This is a genomic window from Bacillus sp. NPDC094077 (assembly GCF_050279465.1).
Lineage (GTDB): Bacteria > Bacillota > Bacilli > Bacillales > Bacillaceae_G > Bacillus_A.
Genome location: NZ_JBNNUF010000011.1, coordinates 78,824 through 103,997, shown reverse-complemented (window position 1 = coordinate 103,997; position 25,174 = coordinate 78,824). Strand labels below are relative to the sequence as shown.

Sequence of the window (25,174 nt, the reverse complement as noted above, 5' to 3'; positions counted from 1 at the left end):
TATTTATTGTGAGCGTATTTTTCATTCTTCTGTTTTATTATTTTCTTTCGCTTCTAACTGTTCTAATTTTCTCTTCAACGTCTCTACTTGCGCACTATACGATGCAATACCTACATCGAGTGAAATTTCCTCAACAAAAGTAATACCTTCTCTCCACTTTTCATATTTCAAACGAAGATCCGCAATATACGCTTCTTTCCTTTTAATTTCGTCTTCAATCCATTTTTTTATCATCGTATCATCACTATAATTACCAAAGTACATTCTCATTAAAAAATCCGAACGTAAAACGTCTTTCTCTACATCCGTTTGCATGTATTGATAAAACTCTTCACGCCCTTCATCTGTAATAAAGTACATTTTCTTGTTCGGTTTCCCTTCTTGCATAACAACCTCTTTTTTTATTTTCCCCTCTTTTTCCAATTGTCTTAAAGTTGGATAAATCATACCAAAACTCCCATCAAAAAAATGAGTAAATACGTCTTCGAACACAATTTTAATATCATAACCAGACAATTCCTTTTCCATTAATAAACCTAAAACAACATCTCTTCCCTTCAAAATAAAACCCCCACGTGTAGTATATAATCAACAATCATATTAACAATGTTAATATGATTGTTGATTATATACCTTATTCTGTAAATTGTAAAATGTTTCTAAATAAAAAAACCATCCTGTAATTTGGTTTCCCAAAGTTACAGGATGGTTCTTCTTTATATTTCATATTCAAGCTTTGTACTATTTTATAACTACATCTTGATTAGTTTCAAAGTCCTCTGTCTTACCTTCTTTTATTTCATAATAATAAGAAGGTAATTCTATACCATGCTCTAAGAAATATTCCTCAATTAATGAAATAATCACTTTCAATGTTTTCAAACGTGCGTATAATTTATCATTACTCGCGATAATTTGCCATTTAGCATTTGGCTTATTTGTTTTTTCAAACATTTCTTCCATCGCTTCGACATAATCATCCCATTTTTCACGATTACGCCAATCTTCGTCTGTAATTTTCCATCTTTTCAAAGGATTTTTCTCTCTATCTTTAAACCTCTTTAACTGTTCATCTTTACTAATATGATAGAAGAACTTCCCTATTATGTAATGGTCATCTGCTAATAGTTTTTCAAAATCATTAATCTCATCATATGCTCTCTTCCACTCTTCCTTTGTAGCAAAACCTTCAACACGTTCAACTAACACACGGCCGTACCATGAACGATCAAAAATAGTAATTTGCCCGTACTGAGGAATTTTCCTCCAGAAACGTTGCAAATAATGGTACCGTTTTTCATGAGGTGCAGGTGCTCCAATTGGAGTTACTTGGAAACCGCGTGGATCAAGGTGCTCCGTCACCCGCTTAATCGCTCCACCTTTACCTGCCGCATCCCAACCTTCCATAACGAGCATAACCGCAATTTTTTCTTCTTTTAAAATTTGCTGCAGCGCTAATAAACGTCTTTGGTATCTTTCGAGTTTCTTATTGTACTTAGATTTCGATTCATTTTTTTTCGTTAAATCCACTTTAGCAAGATGCCCATTTTCCATAAAACAAATCCCCCTTGTTGTATGACAATGTTATTTTAACATATTTTTGGGAATTTTTTCATATTCACTTTCATTTTGACTTATTTTGAGCTGTCCTTTATATTACGACACAAAAAATTGAAGCCTTATTACATCACCTATACTAGAAGCGAATTATAGGTGAAATCCCCCTTCTGGTAAAAAATAAGAAAACATTGTAAAGCCAATGATTACTACTATTCTCAACACACATTTCCCCTATGTTCACTATTTCATTTATTTCGATTGAATCGAATGTGTATCAGCATACGGATCATATATACCAGAAATTAAAGAAATCGATAAAATAATCCCGCATAATAGTAGGAAATTAAGTATAGAAAAAACAAATTTATTTTTTCTTACTACATACACAACTATGCCGAATATAGTCATGGTAAATAATATAATGATTCCTAACACTCCACCTTACATTATATGGTATATTCAATCACAAAGAGAAGATAATAACCAATAAATCCATTACAGAATGGGAGTTCTATAAAGATGAAACGAATAATATTCTCTCTCTTTGTGCTTATCTGTATCGCACTACCAATGCAAGCTAGTGCTTACACATTTCAGTCGCTACCAATTGTGTCAAAGTCTAAACAATGGTATATCGAAATTGATAAATCTCATAACTCAAACAAACAAGCAATCCAGCCAAAACAAGGTATATATGATACGTATAGTTTATTCGTAAAAAACATCGGTAATGATGTATCAAATGTATCTGTGGAAATACTTGATAACAATCCTACATCTAAAGCTACCTTTAAACCTACTACATCTGATGTAAACATTTCTGAAAGTCATACAAGCTTTGACTACATGGTATTTCCATTAGACTTTAATAGCCATAATTTTAAAGTCGTTATCACTTGGGAAGAGAAGAATTTCTCTTACAGCGGTCATCCGGTAAATGAGGGTAAGAAAATGAAACAAACATTTGTATTTAATGAAGACTAAGCCTTGCTTTATGGCTTAGTCTTTGTTTATGAAACCAGATTGGATCGCTTCTGTCACTTCGTTTGCAATTTCCATTTTCGTTGCTTCCTTACAAATACCTGTTTCCCAAATATGTACAGAAGGCTCTTCATTAGAAAAATGCTTCAGTAATATGAGTCGTTCATACTCTATTTCATTATCAACAGGAGTCACAATATATACAGTGAAATTCTTCGCATCAAATACCTGTTCTTTTACAACATATACGTCTTCTAGTTCCGATACTAAAAAATCGTTGAGGTAATGTACAACCATATAAGATAACTCCTTTCATTTTAATCTAAATTATTAATCAAACTTACGAATACTTGGAACAGATACCGCAATTGCAATTGTAAAGATTACTAATAGTGCTAGCATTAGTATAGTTACCTCTCCGCCTATTACATTCGCTAACCAACCAACAACTACATATCCTAGTGGCAATAATGCAAATGATCCTAACATATCTAGACTTGCTACTCTTCCGAAAGCTTCTTCCGGCACGAGCTCTTGTAAACTCGTTTCCCAAATAAGGCCAAATATCATCATACCGAACCCTTCAATTGCCATTAAAACTATTAAAACAGGTGCCCAAGAAATGAAAGGCATAATTAAAAGTGCCAGCCCACTTATTAACACACCTCCATAAGCAAGCAATCCCCTCTTCTGCCACTGCTGCTTCCCGCCAAACATTAGTGCAGCTATTACAGCCCCACCACCAGAAGATGCCATTCCTAGTCCGTAAACGTAAGCATCAAAATGATGATGAACATTAAACAACCATGGAATTAATACGACGATAATGCCGGCATAACAAATATTCACGAAAGAAAAAACTAAAATTGTAATCCACAGCCACGGATGACTTTTTAGAACTAAAACGCCCTCCATAAAATCTGTTTTGTAATCGACCTTATTCCTTTCAATCGATTTTACTTTTTTAAACTTAATTTCTTTTAAAAATAATAAACATAAAAATGATAATAAGTACGTTGCTGCATCTAGTCCAAATCCTATTCCTGCAGATGTAACTGAAACGATTAATCCACCAAGTGCTGGTCCAATTAACCGTATGCCTTGATTACTCATTTGTGTGAGTGCGTTAGCTGCATTACGAATTTCAGGTACGAATACTTTCGCCCTCACAGCAGAATATGCTGGCTGGAATATCCCTTCCATAAGTCCGTATAAGGCAACGAGGACATATAAAAGTGTAATCGTTAACAAATCCATAAATATAAGCGATGCAAGTAATAGCATTAATATAGAGCGGATTATATCTGTAAATAACATTAATTTTATTCGGTCAATTCGATCTACAACTAACCCTGCAAACGGTAAAGCAAGAATATTAGGTAGCATATACATTGCCATAGTCATCCCCATTACAACTGTTGAACCAGTTAATGAGTATACAACGACTGGCAAAATAACCATTGTTATAGAACTCCCTAATGTTGAAAACAATTGTCCAATCCACAAAAACTTAAAATGCCGTGACACTTTAACTGGCAACAGTAATTTGCCGACATATCCTAAACCTTTTTCTGTTTGTACTTCCCCTTGCATTTTTCTCTCCTCTTTTCCGATACCCCTAATACTTGAATTGAATGCAGAAAATTAAAACTATTACACTTTTAATTATATACGAAATAATTCATATTAGGATAAAATTACCAAAAAAATTCAAGAATCAAACTCACCCTACTCCAAAACAATACGAGTATAATTCAACGTAATAATAAGATATCGCAAATGAAATCTCCTAATCTGTTAAATTATCCAGAAGGTATACACATATCCATTTAACAATTATCCATAAAAAAAGCTTGGAAACCTCTCCAAGCTTTTCTTATTTCTTCTCAATTTTGTTAATTTTATAATGAATATGTAAAAACTCCATTCCGAATAGACACATTTTATGGTGAGCTGTTAAAGTGTGATCAGCGCTCTCTTTAATGATAAAAGTCTCTGCTAACGGTAATCGCATTGTTAAAAAACGAGTATATAAATAAATCCCCTCATCTCCCTTACCGTTTTCTCTTAACTTACTAGTAATGATTAAATCATCATTATCATTGCGTAATCTCAAAATACCCGTCATATTCGAATATGGTAAAGGTAATCCGATATTCATATATGTCTCATTCTCGTGTGTATGTTTTGAGTAAAGGGCTACAAAAATAGACTCTCCTTCTTCATTTTGTCTTAGCCAAGCTCTTACGTTTTCCCTTCCATCTTTCTCATCTATAACACTAACGATAGAGCCATGCATCGTTTCCCACTTGTCGCCCATTCCTAAATGTATTTGTCCTACACGTTTACTTATTTTTTCATAACAAGATGCGAATGGACGAAACCAACGTGCCCAGCTAATGTTTGCTTGTAAATGATACTCTTTCGTATTCTCATAAAATTGAATAATACTTACAGGTATCTTCGTTTTATGAAATGTATCACTATGGAAATCATTCATTTTTTCAACTATTCCACTATATTCTTTACTATCTATTACGTTTTGATTATGTAAAAACATCTCTCCGACTGTAGAACTCCCTTTTAATTGGCTCATGGGTTTCCCGTAATATTTATAATTCGGAACACTCTTTTCAACCATCCAGCCGACAAATGCCGGTAACGCTACTCCAATTCCATTTACAACACCGTGAATCCAAACCATTTGTGCAATTGTAATTGTCATTACTTGTTTCAAATTTCCATATGAGTATATGAGCGAGAACATAATCGTTACCATGAGCGTACTTGACGAAATAATTAAGAGCACCTTTGCAGTAATCGAATTAAATTTCGTTCGCCAAACGTAAATACCATATCCATAAATAGCACATAAATATAGCACAACTGCAAAAAATTCAAATATCCTCGAATATGTAATTCCTATAGCAACTGTCATTGGAGAAATAACGATGATAAGTGTAATAGCATCATAAAGTTTACTTCTCTTTTCTCTTATTCTTCCAAGTAATCCAACTGATAGTGGTAATAGAAATGCTGAGTAATGAAAATGTGCAGCTGTAAGTAAAACTATATCTGAACTAAAATTCATAATTTTAAGCTTCCATACTGAAGCAAAAAACCAAAAACCTCCTAAAAACAAATAAATAAACGCACTATCTATAGCTGTTTCTTCTAAAGGCTTCCATCCTCTTTCTAGCAACCTACTAACACCAAATAACGCGATAATTCCTGTATATATAAACCAAAGGAGTGCAAAAACAAAATGATTTGTTACGAAAGCTAGCATTGCACAAATTGCTGCAACTGGATATAAAAACGATACGAATTTATACAATAATAAATACGATTCATTTCTTGTTTTTTTATCAATAATACAAAAAGACATCGGTATAAATAATAAAACAGATAATAATATAATTGCTTCAACAGGATTTATATTCGACCACTCACATATTAGAAAAACAATATAACAAGCAAGTCCAAATATTATATTTTTCATTTCGTTTATTTCCTTTCCACAAATGTTCCTTTATATGAAAATAGTGACCCAATTAACGGATTTCGTACTTGTACATGAATTAGAAAACATTGTAGTGTTTCATCATAGCTTTCAACAATTTTTGCTTCTCCGTATAAAAATTTCGGTAATGGTATTTTTCTTCTAAACATATAAAACCATTGTTTAGAAGAAGAAATATGCATTGCCCCCATATCATCAATATAAAAATTCAATGTAGAAACGAGTAAATGTGGTTCACCAAAATAATCAACAATTTTATTTTCTTCTTCATCCAGCTGCATAACGGCGTTAAAATATCTTTTCTTATTATGAAAATAAAAGGTACGATTCCACCGTACAAATTCATTTCCATGTTCATCCCGCTCAGCGGAATTATGTATCGTAAACGGAACTTCTTGCCCCCGCTCAGAAAAAAACATTCGGAACTTCGATGCAATTTTTAATATCATTTTAACGAAAAAAGAACCTCCGTAAATTTCATCCATCTTCCCTTCTCCGATGAAGCTATATTCTTCTGTAATCTCATAGCGTTTCTGTAATTTTGGATGAAGTTTCTTATAAGAATCCCCTAATAGTCTTTCGTAAATATTAGCCATACATTTATCCCTTTCTCATCCGCTTGCAATTTTTTGCGCTTGGCAAATCAAAGCTATTTATATAACCTACAATCGATAATCCTATTAAAAGGAGGTTTAATGTAATTGGATTAAACGGTTGTGTAAAGCTTGCGATATTCGTAAATCCTGCCACTATAGTTAAACCTATTAACATACCAATATGTAATATAAACAACTTTCGTTTTTGAAGTGGCAATAACCACATAACACCCCATATTATTTCTAACAACCCAACTATTTTAAGTATAAAAATACTACTCTCATTCGACCCAATTAGTATTGAAAGCATCTTCACTTCTTCTGGATGGCTAAAGATTATTTTTGGGACAATCCCTTGATATATCCATACGAAAGCAAATAAAAAACAAACGAGCCAATACGTAATCGTTCTTCTAATTAGTAGACTAGGATGCAGCTCCTTTTCTAGCCACAATTTTAAAGCGTCAAAACTCCATGCTGTCGCCCATCCTAATAAAGGACGAAACATATATGAATCGATCACATTTCCTATATGACCAAATCTCGTATCATAATCATATTGCGTTTCAAAATGAATACACTCTTTATGCGGTGTATACTTCCAATAACCACGCCCTATTTGTATAAGTGATAATGTATTTTCTGTCCAAAATTTCAAAGAAGAAATCCGTTCACCAGTTTCTTTTCTTATTTCACCTATCGATTCCCCTTCTCCGGCTATTTCAAGTCCAAAACCGATCTTTGTTTTATATAAAAACTTCTGCGGTTCTCCCTCTTTCTTCTCTAAATAAGAAATTTCAGTAAAACGAGCATCCCACTCTGTATGTATGTCTGGTTCTTGCGTATATTCCCATAATTTCTCCATTGTTGTTTTCATCTCTGTCGCAACATAAATAGACCTTTTCCTTTTCATGCTTCCACCTCCTATACTCTATATTTTTAATGTACATATAATAAATTTATTTTGCTACATTTTTCACAAACTTTTTTTCGGAAAAGAAAGAATTTTGAAAATATATATAAAACACTTGATTCCCTGAAAAATTTAAATTATTATAAAACAAATGTTACCAACAACTTCATAAATCAAACACTCTCGCCTAAAACGTGAGATAGAGGTTGCAATACTTATGAGTATTCTAATGGAGACACAGAGATGTCTATGAAATTAGATGAAAGGAAGTGTTGCCGAAATTGATAAATTTCTCTGCATTTATCAATTGGGGCTGTTTTCGAATAGAAACAGAACTGTCATATGTACAGACGTGTGCGTATGAAGAGCTATCTACAAAAAAGAGATATCATCTTTATGATATTCCTTTTTTGGCGGTTTTTTTATTAGCTCCGTTTTCTGTTTCCCTTTTCCTGTAACAGCACCATCCTCACTTATTTGAGATGGTGTTTTTTGCTTTTCTCTCTGGTAACTACAGGAATATTGGGATTTGTATATGTCCTAATCTATTCTTAAAAATGGACGAAAGAAGGAATTCGTAATGGAAACGATTGTACAAAAATTTGGTGGTACTTCTGTCGAGAGCATTGAACGCATTCAACATGTAGCAAATTTAATTATTGAAGAATATGAACGAGGTCATAGCATTGTCTCTGTCGTTTCAGCAATGGGGAAAAGTACAGATGAACTTGTAGCACTTGCTAACGCCATTGCTGAAAATCCAAGCAAACGTGAAATGGATATGCTTCTATCGACAGGAGAACAAGTAACTATTTCATTATTAACAATGGTACTACAAGCAAAAGGTTATAACGCAATTTCATTAACAGGATGGCAAGCTGGTATTACGACTGAATCTGTACATAGTAGTGCACGGATTACTGATATTAATACAGATCGAATTCAGTCTTATCTTGCTGAAGGTACGATTGTTATCGTAGCTGGTTTCCAAGGAATCAGTGAAGAAAATGAAATTACAACGCTTGGCCGTGGTGGTTCTGATACGACAGCTGTTGCATTAGCGGCGGCATTAAAAGCGAAAAAATGTGATATTTATACAGATGTGACAGGTGTATATACGACAGACCCACGAGTTGTACAAGATGCTTACAAATTAGATGAAATTTCTTATGACGAAATGTTAGAGCTTGCAAATCTCGGTGCTGGTGTATTACATCCACGTGCTGTTGAATTTGCTAAAAATCATAATGTCGTTTTAGAAGTTCGCTCAAGTATGGAACAAGAAAACGGAACAATTGTAAAAGGAGAATGTAACATGGAACAACAATCAATCGTTAAAGGTATTGCATTTGAAGATAATATTACACGCGTTACAATTAAAGGATTAGAACAAGGTTCACTTTCAACAGTTTTCTCTACATTAGCAGAGGCACATATTAATGTAGATATTATTATTCAAAGTATTACAAATGAAGGAACTGTTCACCTCTCCTTCTCAATTCACTCTAATGATTTAAGAGAGACTTTAGAAGTGTTAGAACAATATCAAGAAACTCTTCACTATGGGTCTGTAGAACATGAAAATCATTTAGCAAAAGTATCAATTGTAGGATCTGGTATGGTATCTAATCCGGGGGTTGCTGCTAATATGTTCACTACTTTAAAAGAAGAAGATATTCATATTAAAATGGTAAGTACATCAGAAATTAAAGTGTCTGTCGTTATCGACCGCCTTCATTTAGTAACAGGTGTTGAAGCACTTCATCAATCATTTATGGCGAAAATTGAACCTTTAGTACACATGGGCTAATTTAATATTTTCAGTAAAGCTTATAAAAAATCATATTAATCTATTTCCTTCCTATTAAATAAAAAGCTGTTTGCATAGTGTAAAGTGACAAAAAAGTAAGTGATGTTTTATAAAAAACTTTTACTGAAATATACATTGCTGAAGTGAAAATATTTTCAAAAAAAGTTCGCATTTAATAAAAAAGAGAGAATAGCTCTATATTTGAGCTATTCTCTCTCACTTCTATTATTAAAACAGATGAATGTTTTCTTTCTTACAAGCATCGCGTAAATCGTCAGGCCATACAGAAGATTGAACTTCACCGATATGTGCCTTACGTAAGAAGTACATGCACATTCTTGATTGTCCAATACCACCGCCGATTGTTAATGGTAGTACGTCTTCTAAAATACCTTTATGGAAATCATACTCACGTTTGAAGTCTTCACCCGTTTTCGTTAATTGTTCATCAAGTGATTTACTATCAACACGAATTCCCATTGATGATAGTTCGAATGAAGATTGAAGTACTGGGTGCCAGAATAAAATGTCACCGTTTAATTTCCAATCATCATAATCAGCTGCGCGTCCATCGTGCTTTTCACCTGAACGAAGCACATCACCAATTCCGATAATAAAGACTGCACCGTGTTCTTTCGCAATTGCATGTTCACGATCTTTCGGTGTTAATTCTGGATATTTATCTTCTAGTTCTTGGGAAGTAATGAAAACAACATCTTCCGGTAAATACTTTCCAAGGAACGGGTATTTTTCAAATAAGTGATCTTCTAAATCTTTGAATATTCCATAAATTATTTTTACTGTTTCTTGCAAGTATTCTACAGTACGCCATTCTTTTTGAACGATTTTTTCCCAATCCCATTGGTCAACATAAATGGAATGTGTTGCATCAAGTTCTTCATCACGACGAATCGCGTTCATGTTTGTATATAAACCTTCACCAGCTTCATATCCATATTCATGTATTGCAAATCGTTTCCACTTCGCTAGTGAATGAACAATTTCTAATTCTTCTCCTGAATGTAACATATCAAATTCAATTGGACGTTCTACACCGTTTAAGTGATCGTTTAATCCTGATTTTTTCGTTACGAATAATGGTGCAGATACGCGGAATAGTCCAAGACGTTTTGCTAATTGATCCTCGAAAAATGTTTTAACTTCCTTAATTGCAATTTGAGTCTCTCTTACTGTCATTAATGATTGATACATGGTGGTTTCCTCCTAAAATGTTTGGATGTTGTGAAAAGAAGCCAACAAAAAAAGCCCTTCTTCCCCAAAAAACTGGGACGAAAGGCTTTGGTTCCGCGGTACCACCCAAATTAGCAACAGAGGTTGCTCACTTATACAGTACGGAGATGAAGTATCTCGATACTGTTCTTCTTGTAACGGCGAAGTTCCCGGCTAAGTCTACTTTCCTATAAAGGATTTCGGTTAGCAACTCCAGGAGGTTCTTCATAATAGGCTTCGTATCAGGCTCACACCACCCCTGACTCGCTTAGACTACGTCCTACTACTACTCGTCCTTTCATAGTCGTTTTGTTGTCACATCTCTGAAACATTTTATTAATGATTATTCTATACAAAAAATCGAGAAAGTCAACAAAAAGTTTTAAAATATTTTTCAATTCTCTATTTTACGGCTTTATTGATTGTTTTTAATATAGCGTCTTTATTTCTTTTGCCTCGTCAATCCAAAAAACGTTTCACTAACCGAAACTAACATATACACAACAAGTAATGTAATCGTTCGAAAAATAGAATCCGCAGTATTTCTTATTATTTTCATTTTCTTTGTAATTCCTTTCAGTTTACTTGCAAATTCATGATATACTATACCATTCAAGCAGTTTGTTTTTACTTAAAGCAAACATAGTCATTTATCAAGAGTATTTTCTAAATCATTGACTATTATCAAATAAGATTTTTTATATAACGGAGTGATTATATGAGCAAAACGAAAGCAAAACCGAAAAAAGGTGTAGGACAAGGCACAGGAAGTAAAGGATGGAACCGTTGGCAATCAAGCGCAAAGAAAAAGAAAGCTGCAAAGCCATACAAAAGTAAAGGCACAAAGAAGTAATCTAAATAGCATTTGATTTCTTTACTTTGTACAAAACAAAATATAATTATTACAACAAAAAAGCTATGCTCTCATAAGTTTGAAAGCATAGCTTTTTCCATATTAAATCATAAGAATATCTCGAATTTCTTCCTCAGTTATAGAAGATAATTTCTCTTCTCCTGGCTCAATCACTTCAGCGATTAAATTTTTCTTACTCTCTTGAAGTTCATGCATTTTTTCCTCAATTGTCCCATGAGCAACTAACTTAATAACTTGCACTGTATTTTTTTGTCCCATTCGGTATGCTCTATCCGCTGCTTGTTGTTCAACAGCTGGATTCCACCATAAATCGTATAATATGACTGTATCTGCACCAGTTAAGTTAAGGCCCGTACCACCAGCTTTTAAAGAAATAAGAAATAGATCCCCTTCTCCTTCGTTAAACCGATTGCATAGCTCTACACGCTCTTGCGAAGGTGTACTCCCGTCTAAATAAAAGTATGGAATCGCTTGACGATTTAACTCCCGACCAATAATGGAAAGCATCTTCGTAAATTGAGAAAAGATAAGAATTCTCTTCCCCGTACTTCTACATTCCTCTAAAATCTCTAACAGTTGTTCAAATTTAGCTGCACTCCCCTTATAATCATCAACAAATAAAGCAGGATGACAACAAATTTGGCGTAGTCTCGTTAAACCAGCTAAAATTCTAATTTTATTTTTGCGCAACGTATCTTTATCTAAATGCTTTAACGTTTCTTCCCTTAATTTCGCTAAATAAGCAGCATACAGTCTCTTTTGATCTGGTAACAACTCCGATGACTGTAAATGCTCTATTTTATCTGGCAACTCATTTAAAACGTCCTCTTTTAGCCTTCTTAATACAAAAGGTTTGACGCGCTTCGCAATATCTTCACGTCTTAAATCACCGAACTCTTTTCTACCTGGTAGTAATTCTGGGAAGACGACATGGAAGATAGACCATAGCTCTTCCAATGAATTTTCTACAGGTGTTCCCGTAAGTCCGAAACGATACTCAGCTTGAATCGTTTTCACTGCTCTTGCTGTTTGTGTTGTAGGATTTTTAAACGCTTGTGCTTCATCCAGAAATAGCGAATGAAACGGCCTTGCATACAATCTTATATCTCTTCTAAGTAATGGATATGACGTAATTACGACATCAAATTTCTTCATATCTTTTAAAATTTTACGGCGCTCTGCCTGATTTCCATCTGCAATAACTGCTCTAATATGCGGGGCGAATTTTTTCAACTCACTAAGCCAGTTATAAACGAGAGATGACGGAGAAACCACTAATATAGGCAGTTCTTTCTCTCTAATTTCAGGTAAAACAGAATCTATAAAAGCAATGCTCTGCAGTGTTTTCCCAAGCCCCATATCATCTGCTAAAATACCACCAAAACGGTAATGTGCGAGTGTTTTCATCCACTGAAATCCATATACTTGATATTCTCTCATTACTGCTTGTAACGTATTTGGAACAGCAAACTTTAATTTTTTCGGGTTTTGAATATTTTCTACTAACTCTTGAACAGAATCATCCAAACTTAATACATTTCCTTCGTGAAGTCCGTTCATCCATTTTACACTCCGAATTAGCGGTACATTCACTTCTTCACCATGTAAAAATTCTTTCCGAATACCCGATTCTTTTACAAATTGATTAATTTCATTAAACTCTTTACTCTCCAGTGATAATAAAGAGCCGTTCGCTAATCGATAATATTTACGTTTCTCTTCAAGAGCTGCTAATACACCTTTAATTTCCGCCTCCGGTATTCCTTTTATATCAAAACGAAATGACAACCAGTCTATTCTTTCTTTTCTTCTCACCCTAATAAGAGGAGCTGTATCCCCTTTATGAATTCGTAATTTGATTGCTGTCGTCGCATAAATATCTAGTAAACCTTTTAATGTTGGAACGACATGATATAAAAAATTGTACTCAGCTTCTTCATTATGCATAAAGTAACCGCCTTCCGTTTTCGCAAAGGCACTTTCACTCATAATGTCTAAAATCTCTTTTTCCTTTTTCTCATCACGATTAAAAACAGACGGCTGTCCATCCTCTTCTAGCGGATTAATTATGACGTTTCCATAGTGAAATTCAAGACCCGCTAACAAGCGATTTTTCACTCTATCTAAATATAATTTCGCTTTTAATACGGGTGTTTCAACACGATATGATACTACTTCATCTATTCGTACAGTTCCTAACTTCATTAAACCTGGTACAACTTTCGCTACGAAATATTCCATCTTATCCACCGGAATATATAATTGGTTACTACTAGAGCGATTCATCATTTTTTTTAATTCGATAAGTCGCTTGCAATCCTCAGCGTTCAACTGATACAGTTTCCCTCCAAATAGAGCATAACTATACGTATCCATTACCTCAACTTGTTGTAAGCCATCAATATAAAGTGTAAACCCACCGTTACTCCCTTTATTAAACTCAAAATGTAAAGGAAGTAGTCCTTTTGAAATTTGTAAACCGTGAAAAGATTGTCCATTTTGATTAAGTTTCACAAATTCTACTCTAGAAAGTAAAGAAAGCATATCTTGCCACGAAGCTGGCGGTATTAAAATCATACTGTCATCTTGTTTCGCATGTACTTCTAGCGCTTCCTCGTACATTTTTTCATTATGATACATTTTAATAAGTTGCTGAATAATCGCATCTGTATCTTGTTTAAAGCTATGTACATCTGGTGTATATGTAAACTCACTGGAACAATTAAAAAGCTCTCTTTTCTCCACTTTAGAAAGAAACTCTCTAATACGATTTACGAAATACGTTTTGGCAAGTTTCAACTGAATTGCTAGAAGTGCTCCTCCTTGTTTCGTAACTACTGGTGTACAAATAAATTCAACATGGAGTATTTCACGTGTATCAAAACGGTGTTGTTTACTTTTTGGCCTCAGTGGTTTGTCTGCAAACAATTGAAACATCCCACTTGTTAATTGATCATTACCGCTCATATTTTCGCGACTAGCAGGGAGCATTCCACCCGTCTGCTGATTATAATTTATTTGTATCAATACTGCTGCAACATGTTGACAGTACGTTTGAAAAGACGCTAATGAAGGACAACTACATTTCGCAACAACATCACCCTTTTTAGCTTTTTCTACTGTAACATGAAAATCTTCAGTTCCTTTTACTGTCGCTTCGCAAATCTCTTTTTTATCATCGTAACGATTAATAATTACTTTATTTGATCGGTAATACGCCTCTCCTCTTTTATATGAGGTCTCTCCGCATACCTCTTTAATAATCGATTTATTTAATGTAAAACTCATTGTTTTGACACTTCCTTAATCTCAAACCATATTCTCTTATCTAACATTTTACATGCTATCTAGAAAAATATAAAATGTTGATTTAACAAAAAAAGATGCTTATTTATAAGCACCTTCTTCACTCTATCTCCATCAACCGTTTCGCCTCAAAATACAATACTTGAATAAATTTTTTCGTATTAATTCGTGTATGACCAGAAGATGCTAGTTCATCTTTCGTCATTTCTGTCATCCGTTTTCTAACTACAGTGAAATCAAAAAATTTCGGCGCATAGCTTTCAAATTTCGGATTTGAAAAGTCGGTTAATCCTAAAGAGGCCAAATGATTTAACGACTGATAAATGGCTCTGCGCACTCTTTGTTCAGATGCTTTTTTCTCTTTATCAATATCCGTATCTAAAGCTATATCCCCCAATTTTTTCATCGTAATATGGTGGAAAATATCTTTTAACGCAGGAAATCCAAATTCAAATGTTTGTGCCTTTTCCTGTCCATATAAATATTCCAACATACTAAGTAAGTCTTTGCTCCCGTTCTCTCCCGCAATACCGAGTTCTGATAATAAATAGCGCCCTGAATCCGCTATTTTTTTCCCTTCTTGTATTGGCTCATTTCGAACTTGCGGCTGTTCCCACTTAAAAACGTTATTCAATGATTTTTGAATATCATGTATAGAACGCTCCAAGCGAATACGCTCCATCACTTTTCGTACAACAGATACAACTTCAATTTTATTTAGTGGTTTTGTAATATAATATTCTACTCCAAGTGTATACGCCTCACCTATAAGTTGCTTCGATTCAACTTGAGAAATCATAATGATTTTCCCAGTAAAAGCTGACGCAATATGACGAACTGTTTCAATCCCGTCTCGTAGTGGCATTAATAAATCAATAAACAAAATATCTACTTTTTTAAAATTCAGTTGGTCCGCTTCAATAAAAGCTCCATCTTCCGACTCTCCAATTACTTCCCCAAGATCTCCATCTTCAATAATTTGCGAAAGCATCGAACGGAAAACTTCGTCATCATCTACGATATAATAAAACAAATCTATTCCCCTTCCCGCTTTAAACTACACTCCGGTAAACAAACGATAAACTTGCACCCTCTTCCAGTTTTTCGGTCTTCTAACCTCACTTCTCCGCCGAGCTCTGTTACCATTTCGTTTATGTAAGAAAGTCCAATTCCTGTGGACGGTGTTCCCGTTTGATCATACTTTGAAGTAAACCCTGGCTTAAATACTAATTTCTTATACTTCTGTGCAATACCAGGACCATCGTCAATTACTTCAAAGAATATATGTTTATCTCGTTTATATAGCTTAATAATAATGAGGCCTCTATCCTCAATTGCTTCAACTGCATTTGCAACTAAATTATTAAAAATTGATAGAACTGTATACACGTGATATGCAGCGTGCTCACCTTCTATATGTTTAGAAAAACGTATATCTTTTTCTAGCATTTCAGCATACTTCTCATTTATTCTTACAATCATTTCCGCTAATTCATGTCCTTCTACATACTCAGCCACATTTTTATCTAATAACAGTTTAGATAATCCTGCAAAAATCCTTTGATTATCCTTTTTTATTTCATGCACTTCTCCTGCTATTTTTAATGCTGTTTTACTATTCGAATCATCGTTCGCTTGTAAATTTCGGTATAATTGATATGCTTCTTGTGTAATTAACTCCGCATTTTGTAACGTCTTTTTCAAATGAACAGATTCCACATATAAATTAGAGAGATGCATTAACATATTTTCATTTTCTTTTCGAACTTGGGATTCTTTTAATTTCGTTTCATATAAATTCATCATATTTAAAAAACCAAGTGCAAAGAAACTACGAAAAATAGCAATTATAATGAGTTTATTTACTTCAGAAACTGTTATTGTTGTCCCAAGCACTAACATATGATAAAACGCAAGTTCAGACATACTTGCGATAATTTCAATTGAAATTCCAAGGCACCCAATAACAATTGGCTTCTGATGGAACTTATTCACCCTACAAAGCGAAAAAAGACTTCCATAAATAAAATAATAAAAGAATACAGGATAGCGCAAATAAAATGATTCTGTCATATGAAATGATCCTTGCAATACCCAGTCAAGACATACACGGAATAAGACTACAGATATACCGACAAGAATACCCGCAGCAGCTGCTGGTATTCTTCTTAAAAATAGTAATAAAAAGAAGAAAAGCGGTGTCCCGAAGCTAACACGAAACGTATCATTAAAAGGATGAAAATTTAGTTCTCCAGCAATTGGGACAACCACCATTAATATAATTAAAAGATACATATCTTTCTTCCATATTTGATTCCAATTCAAAGATGCCACTTCCTATGTATTTTTTCAAAAATGTACAAGTAAAGCCCGCTTATTATTATAAACGGGCTTTTTTTCTATATGCTAACCTTTTCTACCGCTTTTATTTGACGATACTCAGGCTTCCACATTGCTTCTTTCACTGCAATCTTGATATCGTTATCACTTAAGTTCTCTCTAGCAATTCCTTCTGCAACTGCAACTTTAGCTACTTCAATTGCAACCATTTCAGAAATATTACGTAACTCTTCAACTTCTGGCAAAATAGGTGCTCCTGGCTGACTTGTATCGACCATACCTGCAACTGCTTCAGCAGCTGCTGCGAACATTCCATCCGTCATGACGCTTGCACGGACAACAATAGTTCCAAGACCTAGTCCAGGGAAAATAAGTGCGTTATTTGACTGTCCAATCACATACGTTACACCGTTGTATGTAACCGGTTCAAATGGACTTCCTGTTGCAACTAACGCTCTTCCTTCTGTCCACTCGATTAAATCTGCTGGTTTCGCTTCAGCAAGTGGCGTTGGATTCGACATCGGTAAAATGATTGGTCTTTCTACGTGAGAAGCCATTTCTTTAATAATTTCCTCTTTAAATGCGCCCGCAACAGTAGATGTACCAATTAAAATTGTCGGTTTTACATGTTTCACAACTTCAGCTAGTCCAATCACATCATTTTGTTTCCACTCACTTACTTCAGCTTCTTTTCTTGCATATGGAATTTGGAAATCAAGAAGATCTTCCATATTATCTGTAACTAACCCGTTACGGTCAATACACCAGAAACGATTATGCGATTCTTCGTCTGATAAGCCCGCACGGACCATTGCATCTCTTACTTGATCTGCGATACCGATTCCAGCCGTACCCGCACCAAACACAACGACACGGTGTTCACTTAACGGTACACCAGAAGCTTTTACCGCCGATAATACTGCAGCAAGTGAAACTGCACCTGTACCTTGAATATCATCATTAAATGTACAAACGTCATGACGATATTTATCTAGAATTTTTCGTGCATTTCGAGAACTGAAGTCTTCCCAATGTAAAAGTGCTTTCGGAAATTGTTTATTTACCGCTTGTACAAATGTATCAATAAATTCATCGTAAGCTTCACCTGTTATACGAGGGTGACGATTTCCAATATAAAATGGATTGTTTAGTAGTTCCTCACGATTTGTACCTACATCTAAAATTACCGGTAATACACGGCTAGGATCGATTCCAACTGCGGCCGTATAAACAGCTAATTTCCCAATCGCTATGTTAATACCACCAACACCCCAGTCACCAATTCCTAATATACCTTCTCCATCTGTTACAACGACTAAATCAATGTTTTCAGCTGTTGCACCGATATTTGCAAATGCTTCTTCAATACCTGATGGATCGTTAATTGATAAATAAATCCCACGTGGTTTACGGTATTCATGACTATATCTTTGAATTGCTACACCAACTGTTGGTGTATATACGATCGGTAACATTTCACGTAAATGATCTGTTAATATACGATAAAATAACACTTCATTTCGATCATGTAACGCTGTTAAGTATACATTTTTTAATAAATCATCCGGCTGAGAACAAAATTGTTCATATGCTCGGCGTGCTTGTTCTTCTAACGTTAAAACCGCTGGCGGTAATAACCCTTTTAAGCCTAACTCTTCTCTTTCTTCTTGTGTGAAAGCTACCCCCTTATTTAAAAGTGGTGTCGCTAATACTTCTACTCCTCTTAATGTTGTTTCTAATGAACCATTAGAAGCCACTGTAAACTTACTCATAACATCCCTACCTCTATTCATATATAGCATTTCTATATTGTAAACAAAAAAGAGGGGATTGTCCCCCCTCTTCTTTTAATTTTTCTTTAAAAGAGTTGCTCCTGCAATCCCTGGATGAGTCATTTCGAATGGATCTAGAATTAATTCTAAGTCTTCTTGTGACAATACTCCATTTTTCACACAAAGTTCTCGAACGGATTGACCTGTTGCAATTGCTTCTTTTGCAACGCGAGCTGCTGCTTCATAACCGATATGAGGGTTCACGGCTGTAATAATTCCTACACTCTTCTCAACATACTCTTTTAAGCGATCTTCATTCGCTTCAATTCCTTTTAAGCAATTATCTGTAAAGGCACGGAAACCGTTATTCATAATGCTAATAGATTGAAGTAAGTTGAAAACAAGTACTGGTTCCATAACATTTAATTCTAATTGTCCTGCTTCTGAAGCAAGACAAATTGTATGGTCGTTACCAATTACTTGGAATGCAATTTGATTAATTACTTCTGGCATAACAGGGTTTACTTTCCCTGGCATAATAGAAGAACCTGGTTGACGAGCTGGCAACATAATTTCTGCTAAACCAACACGTGGACCTGATGCCATTAAGCGAAGGTCATTCGCAATTTTAGACATATTCATCATACATACTTTAAGTGCCGCTGATACTTCCGTGTATGCATCCGTATTTTGTGTTGCATCCACTAAATCTTCCGCACCAACAAGTGGTAATTCACTAATTGTAGCAAGATGTTTTACAACAGCTTGAATATATTCTGGATCTGCATTTAACCCTGTACCAACTGCAGTTGCTCCCATATTTACTTCATATAAATGTTGACGTGATTGCTGAATTCGTTTCATATCACGTTCTAGTACGCGAGAGTATGCTTTAAATTCTTGTCCAAGACGAATTGGAACAGCATCTTGTAAATGTGTACGCCCCATTTTAATAACATGATCGAACTGTTCTGCTTTTAATTCAAATACATCATGCATATAACCCATCGTTTGTAATAAGCCTTCTAATGCATTTAATGTTGCGATATGAATCGCTGTTGGGAATGCATCGTTTGTTGATTGTGCCATATTCACATGACTATTTGGACTAATATAATGATAGTCTCCCTTTCCCATTCCTAATAATTCAAGAGCACGATTGGCAATGACTTCATTTGCGTTCATGTTCATTGAAGTACCTGCTCCGCCTTGGATTGGATCGACGATGAAATGATCATGCCATTTTCCATCTAGAATTTCTTGAGCTGCTTCTGCGATCGCGCCACCCTTATTCAATTCCAATCTTCCTACATCTGTATTTGCAAGCGCTGCTGCTTTTTTTACAATTGCGAATGCTCTAATTAAACCTTCATGAATTTTGTACCCTGTAATCGGGAAGTTTTCTACCGCACGCAATGTTTGAACGCCGTAGTACGCATAGTTCGGTACTTCTTTTTCACCTAAAAAATCTTTTTCAATTCGCACATCATTTTTAACTTCAGTTAATGTTGCCATGATTATTCACTCCTTAACGATTTCTTATGCTGCTTCTGTTTGTTTGACTGTTTCTACATATTGTTTTGCTTTCTCATTATCGAATTCGCCTTCCCACTTCGACATAACAATGGCCGCTAATGCATTTCCTAATACATTGACAGCTGAGCGAATCATATCTAAAATACGGTCAATTCCCGCAATTAACGCGATACCTTCTAACGGTAAACCCATTGAACCTAACGTCGCTAATACAACAACGAACGATGCACCTGGAACTCCCGCCATACCTTTGGATGTTAACATGAGAACGAATAATAACGTTATTTGCTCCGTCAGGGACATGTGCACACCATACATTTGCGCAACAAACAATGCCGCTAACGCTTGATAAATAGCCGATCCAGTCAAGTTAAATGTATAACCTGTCGGAATTACGAAAGAGGCAACTGCCTTTGGACAACCGAACTCTTCCATTTTTCTCATTATATTGGGTAAAACTGCTTCTGAACTTGCTGTCGTAAATGATAGAATCAGCTCTTCTTTTAAAATCTTTATTAATGTGAAAATGTTTATTCCAACCATTCTCGCGTTTATACCCATTACAATCACAACGAATAGTATAACAGTTACGTATACAGCTAGCACTAATTTTCCTAACGGAAGTAATGTTCCTACACCAAATTTTGCAACCGTAACAGCAATTAATGCAAATACACCAAATGGTGCAAATTTCATTACTTGATTTGTAACCCAAAACATCGCTTCGAGCACACCTTCAAAAAAGTTAAATACAGGTTTTCCTTTTTCACCAATTGCTGCAACACCTAAACCGAATAATACTGAGAAGAAAATAATCGGTAATAAGTCCCCCTGTGCAATTGATTCAAACACGTTTTTCGGTACAATATGAACAATCGTTTCTGCAAACCCTTTCTTCGCTGTCGCATCTGCCGTTTGCTTATAAGAAGAAATATCACTTTGCTGTAAGTTGTTCATATCAACGCCAGCACCTGGTTGGAATATATTTGCTGCCAGTAATCCCATTAAAATAGCAATCGTCGTAATAATTTCGAAATAAAGAATTGTTTTTCCGCCTAGTTTCCCAAGCTTCTTCATATCTCCTACACCAGCTACCGCAACAATTAATGCTGAAATAACAATTGGCACTACAATCATTTTAATTAAATGAATAAATATATCCCCAATTGGTGTAATATAAGAAATCGCCGTTTTATTGCCATAAAAGATTGCCCCTACTACAATCCCTAAAACAAGCGCGACAAAAATTTGTGTTGCCAATCCGAATTTTTTCATATATGTTCATCCCCTTCATGCGAACGCTTTCAATTTGTATTTATAAAGGCTTACTCACACATCTTATAAGCGAACCTACAAAATCATACAAAAACCTACAAGTTCGTCACAAAAAATTCGAAAATTTTTCTTTTCTTTTTCATTGACACCATTTTATTAAAAAGCGATAAAATATACTTGATAAGGAATCGGATTATTTTGTATAATCAAAAAGATATACACTTACAACAAATCGAAATGAAAAGGAGTGGATGTTATGAAAAACTATGTACAGAAATTCGTCCTATCTTCTTCTTTTCTTTTTCATTTTCTTAAAAAGGAACAAGGGCATTCGCCTTTGTTCCTTTTTTATTGCGATCTATATAGGGGGAATTGTTGTGAAACCATATAAACGGGTCTTAATTAAATTAAGCGGCGGCGCACTTGCCGATCAATCTGGAAATAGCTTTAACTCCAAACGATTAGAACATATCGCAAACGAAATTTTATCCATTGTTGATTTAGGTATTGAGGTATCCATCGTCATCGGTGGCGGTAACATTTTCAGAGGTCATCTAGCTGAAGAATGGGGAATTGATCGTGTAGAAGCTGATAATATCGGTACATTAGGTACAATTATTAATAGCTTAATGCTCCGCGGTGTTTTAACAAGTAAAACAGATAGAGAAGTACGCGTTATGACCTCCCTCCCATTTAATGCAGTAGCAGAACCTTACATTCGCCTACGCGCAGTCCATCATTTAGATAACGGATATATCGTCATTTTTGGAGGCGGAAATGGGCAACCGTTCGTTACGACAGATTACCCTAGTGTCCAAAGAGCCATTGAAATGAATAGTGACGCCATTTTAGTCGCAAAACAAGGAGTAGACGGTGTCTTTACAAGTGATCCCAAACAAAATAAATCAGCAAAAATGTACCGGAAACTAAACTATAACGATGTTGTTAGGCAAAACATTCAAGTCATGGATCAAGCCGCTTTATTACTTGCTCGGGATTACAATTTACCAGCACACGTCTTTAACTTTGATGAGCCTGGAGTGATGAAGAAAATATGTTTAGGGGAACATGTGGGGACGCTGATTAATGATGATGTTTCGATGCTTGTGCATGAATAATGATTATTTCCATCAAAAAAAGGTGTCTATAAAGGACACCTTTTCTTTCTTAATCATCACAAATAAAAATCAACCAATCCCGCCACTTTCTCCTTACAACGCTCCCAAAAAGATAAATTGTCAAAAAACGTTTTTGTCATCTCTTTTGAATCATGAAAATCTTGCGCTAACACCTCATTAACTTTGGTTATAATCGGTCCACCATGAATATAAAAATTCATCTCATCATTTATATAGAAGCTACGTGCAGTTATGTTCGTTGTACCGATAACAGTTAATTCATTATCAATAAGCATTAACTTTCCATGAAACATCCCTTTTTTATAACCATATACCGTAATCCCGTTATTAACAACTTGACGTATGTACGGATATGCTGCCTCTTTAATGAGAGGAATATCTGGTTTATATGACCAAAGTATTTTTATAGTAACACCACGTTTTTGCGCCGCGATTAAAGCATTCATTAACTCTTTATTTTTCGCTATAAAATATGGCGTTGTAATGACAATCGAATGCTTCGCTTGTTTTATTAACTCTATATATTTTTCAGCGACGTAATGCCCATTGTAACTAGCCATAGTATGTAATGTATTCCCTTTACTAGCTTTATTCGTACTTCTTTTTATCTCTTTTTTCGTATCTCGTTTCCAGTCTAAAGCGAACTGTTCTTCTAAATCTTTTGTCCCTTCTCCTCTTATCCGCACATGGTAATCACGCCAATATCCAAATCGCTTATCTTTCCCTAAGTACTCATCCCCTATATTAAAACCACCTGTATAACCAATTTCTCCATCAATCGTCGTAATACGTCGATGATTACGATGATGAAGGGAATAAAATCCGAATGGCAATTCAGGTTTTCTACTATATGTAAAATGTACACCACTTTCCCGCAATTCATTTTTCATCTTTCTTTCAAATGATAAATCATTAATACGATCAACTGATAAATATACGTTTACTCCTTCTTTCGCCTTCTTTTTTAATAAGTTTAAAAAAGTATGGCTACTTTTATCATCCGACAAAATGAAAAAATAAGTGTAGATGGAGCTTTTCGCTTTTTTAATATCTTCGAATAGCTGCTCATATAATGATTTCCCTTCTACATATAATTGAAAATCACTATAATGAGGCGCATACTCTGTCGGCATGTTTTTCCCAGCTTCCATCTTCCTGCCGAGGGTAACATCAATATGCATCCAAATTAAAATAAAAATGAAAATAGCAATAATAATAGAAGTAACTCGCAATATTTTTTTAATCATTTTGATTTCCTTCCGCTCATATTACTTATTATTTCGTAGTGTTTCATTAAAATATGTTTTCATACGAAATGTATTTCTTATTTTTATTAATGCTAAACAGTTAAAGGAGAGAGAAATATGCAAAAAGGAAAAACTCCGATTATTTTTATCCCAGGTCTTTTCAGTTCAATGAGTAATATTATTATTCCTGGTACTGGTAGTTGGAGCTTTGGACTTTCTACATTCATTTACGAACCCTTCATCATGATGTTAGAAAGTATGGGGTACGAACGAAATAGAAATCTGTTTGTCTGTTTTTATGACTGGAGGCAGCTTATTGTTTTTTCTACTCAAAAATACTTATTAAAAACAATTGCCTATGTTAAAGAATTTACAGGTTGCGATAAACTAAATCTAATTTGTCATAGTATGGGCGGACTTCTTGGACGTTCTTACGTGCAAAGTGAAGAATATAAAAATGATGTGAATCAGCTTATTATACTTTGTACACCAAACGCTGGATCTCCCCCCAATTACAGTTATTGGACTGGAGGTAGTCTCCCTGTCCATGCCTCTTCTAAAATAAATATCGTTCATTTTTGTATGGAACAATACATTCACTACTTAAGCACCTTACACAAAATGAATAAAGTTGAGGCGATACGCCTTTACTTTCCAGGATTACAAGATGCTATCCCTTGCAAAGATTATGGAAATTATTTATTCACAAGATCGGGGTCTTTCATTACATTTCTTCCTTATAGTAAGATGCAAACGAAAAACCCTTTCCTCGATACATTAAATGAAAATAGATTTATTATACAGAAAAGAAACATTGAGACGACTCTCATTACAGGAGACGGAGAGGAAACAATTCAATATTTACAAGTCGCTCCTTCACATTCCAAACTGAAATGGACAGATGGCAAAGTCGTTGGTGATATACTTACAAAGCATGGTGATGGCAACACTGTTTTACATAGCGTTTTTCTTCTAGATGGTAATAAATATATTGTGCATGCTTCACATAATGAAGTGTTATATAAAAGTATCCCTATATTACAAAAGATACTTTAAATTTCAAATACAAAAA

At 34.7% G+C, this 25,174-nt stretch carries 20 protein-coding genes, 1 riboswitch and 1 other annotated feature; of the genes, 5 read left to right on the top strand and 15 right to left on the bottom strand.

Annotation, left to right across the window (positions count from 1 at the left end; genetic code table 11):
• Positions 1 to 21: 21 nt before the first annotated feature.
• Positions 22 to 561 (bottom strand): PadR family transcriptional regulator, encoded by a 540-nt coding sequence (locus tag ACQKNR_RS22435; RefSeq protein WP_427320717.1) that lies wholly within the window; start codon positions 559 to 561, stop codon positions 22 to 24.
• A 180-nt stretch (positions 562 to 741) separates the two neighbouring features.
• Entirely contained in the window at positions 742 to 1,554 is an 813-nt protein-coding gene (locus ACQKNR_RS22430; RefSeq protein ID WP_427320715.1) for a polyphosphate kinase 2 family protein, read from the bottom strand.
• Positions 1,555 to 2,079: 525 nt separating this feature from the next.
• On the opposite strand from ACQKNR_RS22430, the gene ACQKNR_RS22425 reads away from it, so the two are divergent.
• Positions 2,080 to 2,544: a hypothetical protein gene (locus ACQKNR_RS22425; protein ID WP_427320713.1), complete on the top strand. Its 465-nt coding sequence runs from the start codon at positions 2,080 to 2,082 to the stop codon at positions 2,542 to 2,544.
• Between the two features lie 15 nt (positions 2,545 to 2,559).
• Here ACQKNR_RS22425 and ACQKNR_RS22420 read toward each other — a convergent pair whose 3' ends face one another.
• From ACQKNR_RS22420 to ACQKNR_RS22400, 5 genes are all read right to left on the bottom strand, one after another.
• Positions 2,560 to 2,838, bottom strand: coding sequence for a hypothetical protein (locus ACQKNR_RS22420; RefSeq protein ID WP_427320711.1), 279 nt, complete (start codon positions 2,836 to 2,838; stop codon positions 2,560 to 2,562).
• A gap of 33 nt (positions 2,839 to 2,871) precedes the next feature.
• The gene (locus ACQKNR_RS22415; RefSeq protein ID WP_427320709.1) at positions 2,872 to 4,134 is read right to left on the bottom strand and encodes an MFS transporter; all 1,263 of its coding nucleotides are present in this window, start codon (positions 4,132 to 4,134) and stop codon (positions 2,872 to 2,874) included.
• A 283-nt stretch (positions 4,135 to 4,417) separates the two neighbouring features.
• The gene (locus ACQKNR_RS22410; RefSeq protein WP_427320707.1) at positions 4,418 to 6,043 is read right to left on the bottom strand and encodes a YndJ family protein; all 1,626 of its coding nucleotides are present in this window, start codon (positions 6,041 to 6,043) and stop codon (positions 4,418 to 4,420) included.
• A 5-nt stretch (positions 6,044 to 6,048) separates the two neighbouring features.
• Positions 6,049 to 6,660 (bottom strand): DUF4166 domain-containing protein, encoded by a 612-nt coding sequence (locus ACQKNR_RS22405; RefSeq protein WP_427320705.1) that lies wholly within the window; start codon positions 6,658 to 6,660, stop codon positions 6,049 to 6,051.
• A gap of 4 nt (positions 6,661 to 6,664) precedes the next feature.
• Positions 6,665 to 7,573, bottom strand: coding sequence for a DoxX-like family protein (locus tag ACQKNR_RS22400; RefSeq protein WP_427320703.1), 909 nt, complete (start codon positions 7,571 to 7,573; stop codon positions 6,665 to 6,667).
• A 192-nt stretch (positions 7,574 to 7,765) separates the two neighbouring features.
• A riboswitch (Lysine riboswitch) is annotated at positions 7,766 to 7,952 on the top strand.
• 201 nt (positions 7,953 to 8,153) lie between these two features.
• On the opposite strand from ACQKNR_RS22400, the gene ACQKNR_RS22395 reads away from it, so the two are divergent.
• Positions 8,154 to 9,383, top strand: a complete 1,230-nt coding sequence (locus tag ACQKNR_RS22395; RefSeq protein WP_427320701.1) for an aspartate kinase — start codon at positions 8,154 to 8,156, stop codon at positions 9,381 to 9,383.
• Positions 9,384 to 9,611: 228 nt separating this feature from the next.
• On the opposite strand, the gene asnA is transcribed toward ACQKNR_RS22395, so the two are convergent.
• Entirely contained in the window at positions 9,612 to 10,595 is a 984-nt protein-coding gene (asnA, locus tag ACQKNR_RS22390) for an aspartate--ammonia ligase (protein WP_427320699.1), read from the bottom strand.
• Positions 10,596 to 10,665: 70 nt separating this feature from the next.
• Positions 10,666 to 10,924 (bottom strand) — a binding site (T-box leader).
• Positions 10,925 to 11,331: 407 nt separating this feature from the next.
• Between asnA and ACQKNR_RS22385 the strand changes: the two genes are divergently transcribed.
• On the top strand, positions 11,332 to 11,466 hold the full coding sequence (locus ACQKNR_RS22385) for a DUF3934 domain-containing protein (RefSeq protein ID WP_000047591.1): 135 nt from the start codon (positions 11,332 to 11,334) through the stop codon (positions 11,464 to 11,466).
• A gap of 102 nt (positions 11,467 to 11,568) precedes the next feature.
• Here the strand turns inward: ACQKNR_RS22385 and ACQKNR_RS22380 are convergent, their stop codons facing one another.
• From ACQKNR_RS22380 to ACQKNR_RS22355, 6 genes are all read right to left on the bottom strand, one after another.
• Positions 11,569 to 14,775: an SNF2 helicase associated domain-containing protein gene (locus ACQKNR_RS22380; RefSeq protein WP_427320697.1), complete on the bottom strand. Its 3,207-nt coding sequence runs from the start codon at positions 14,773 to 14,775 to the stop codon at positions 11,569 to 11,571.
• Positions 14,776 to 14,893: 118 nt separating this feature from the next.
• The gene (locus ACQKNR_RS22375) at positions 14,894 to 15,826 is read right to left on the bottom strand and encodes a response regulator (protein ID WP_427320695.1); all 933 of its coding nucleotides are present in this window, start codon (positions 15,824 to 15,826) and stop codon (positions 14,894 to 14,896) included.
• Positions 15,827 to 15,828: 2 nt separating this feature from the next.
• The gene (locus ACQKNR_RS22370; RefSeq protein ID WP_427320693.1) at positions 15,829 to 17,127 is read right to left on the bottom strand and encodes an ATP-binding protein; all 1,299 of its coding nucleotides are present in this window, start codon (positions 17,125 to 17,127) and stop codon (positions 15,829 to 15,831) included.
• Positions 17,128 to 17,192: 65 nt separating this feature from the next.
• Positions 17,193 to 18,905, bottom strand: a complete 1,713-nt coding sequence (gene malS / locus ACQKNR_RS22365) for an oxaloacetate-decarboxylating malate dehydrogenase (RefSeq protein ID WP_427320691.1) — start codon at positions 18,903 to 18,905, stop codon at positions 17,193 to 17,195.
• A 75-nt stretch (positions 18,906 to 18,980) separates the two neighbouring features.
• Positions 18,981 to 20,420: an aspartate ammonia-lyase gene (gene aspA / locus ACQKNR_RS22360; RefSeq protein ID WP_427320689.1), complete on the bottom strand. Its 1,440-nt coding sequence runs from the start codon at positions 20,418 to 20,420 to the stop codon at positions 18,981 to 18,983.
• 24 nt (positions 20,421 to 20,444) lie between these two features.
• Entirely contained in the window at positions 20,445 to 21,716 is a 1,272-nt protein-coding gene (locus ACQKNR_RS22355; RefSeq protein ID WP_427320687.1) for a cation:dicarboxylate symporter family transporter, read from the bottom strand.
• A 377-nt stretch (positions 21,717 to 22,093) separates the two neighbouring features.
• Here ACQKNR_RS22355 and pyrH point away from each other — a divergent pair, with 377 nt between their 5' ends.
• Positions 22,094 to 22,834, top strand: a complete 741-nt coding sequence (pyrH, locus tag ACQKNR_RS22350; RefSeq protein ID WP_427320685.1) for a UMP kinase — start codon at positions 22,094 to 22,096, stop codon at positions 22,832 to 22,834.
• A gap of 56 nt (positions 22,835 to 22,890) precedes the next feature.
• On the opposite strand, the gene cls is transcribed toward pyrH, so the two are convergent.
• Positions 22,891 to 24,102, bottom strand: coding sequence for a cardiolipin synthase (gene cls, locus ACQKNR_RS22345; protein ID WP_427320683.1), 1,212 nt, complete (start codon positions 24,100 to 24,102; stop codon positions 22,891 to 22,893).
• 117 nt (positions 24,103 to 24,219) lie between these two features.
• Here cls and ACQKNR_RS22340 point away from each other — a divergent pair, with 117 nt between their 5' ends.
• Positions 24,220 to 25,158, top strand: coding sequence for an esterase/lipase family protein (locus ACQKNR_RS22340; protein ID WP_427320681.1), 939 nt, complete (start codon positions 24,220 to 24,222; stop codon positions 25,156 to 25,158).
• The last annotated feature ends 16 nt before the right edge of the window (positions 25,159 to 25,174 follow it).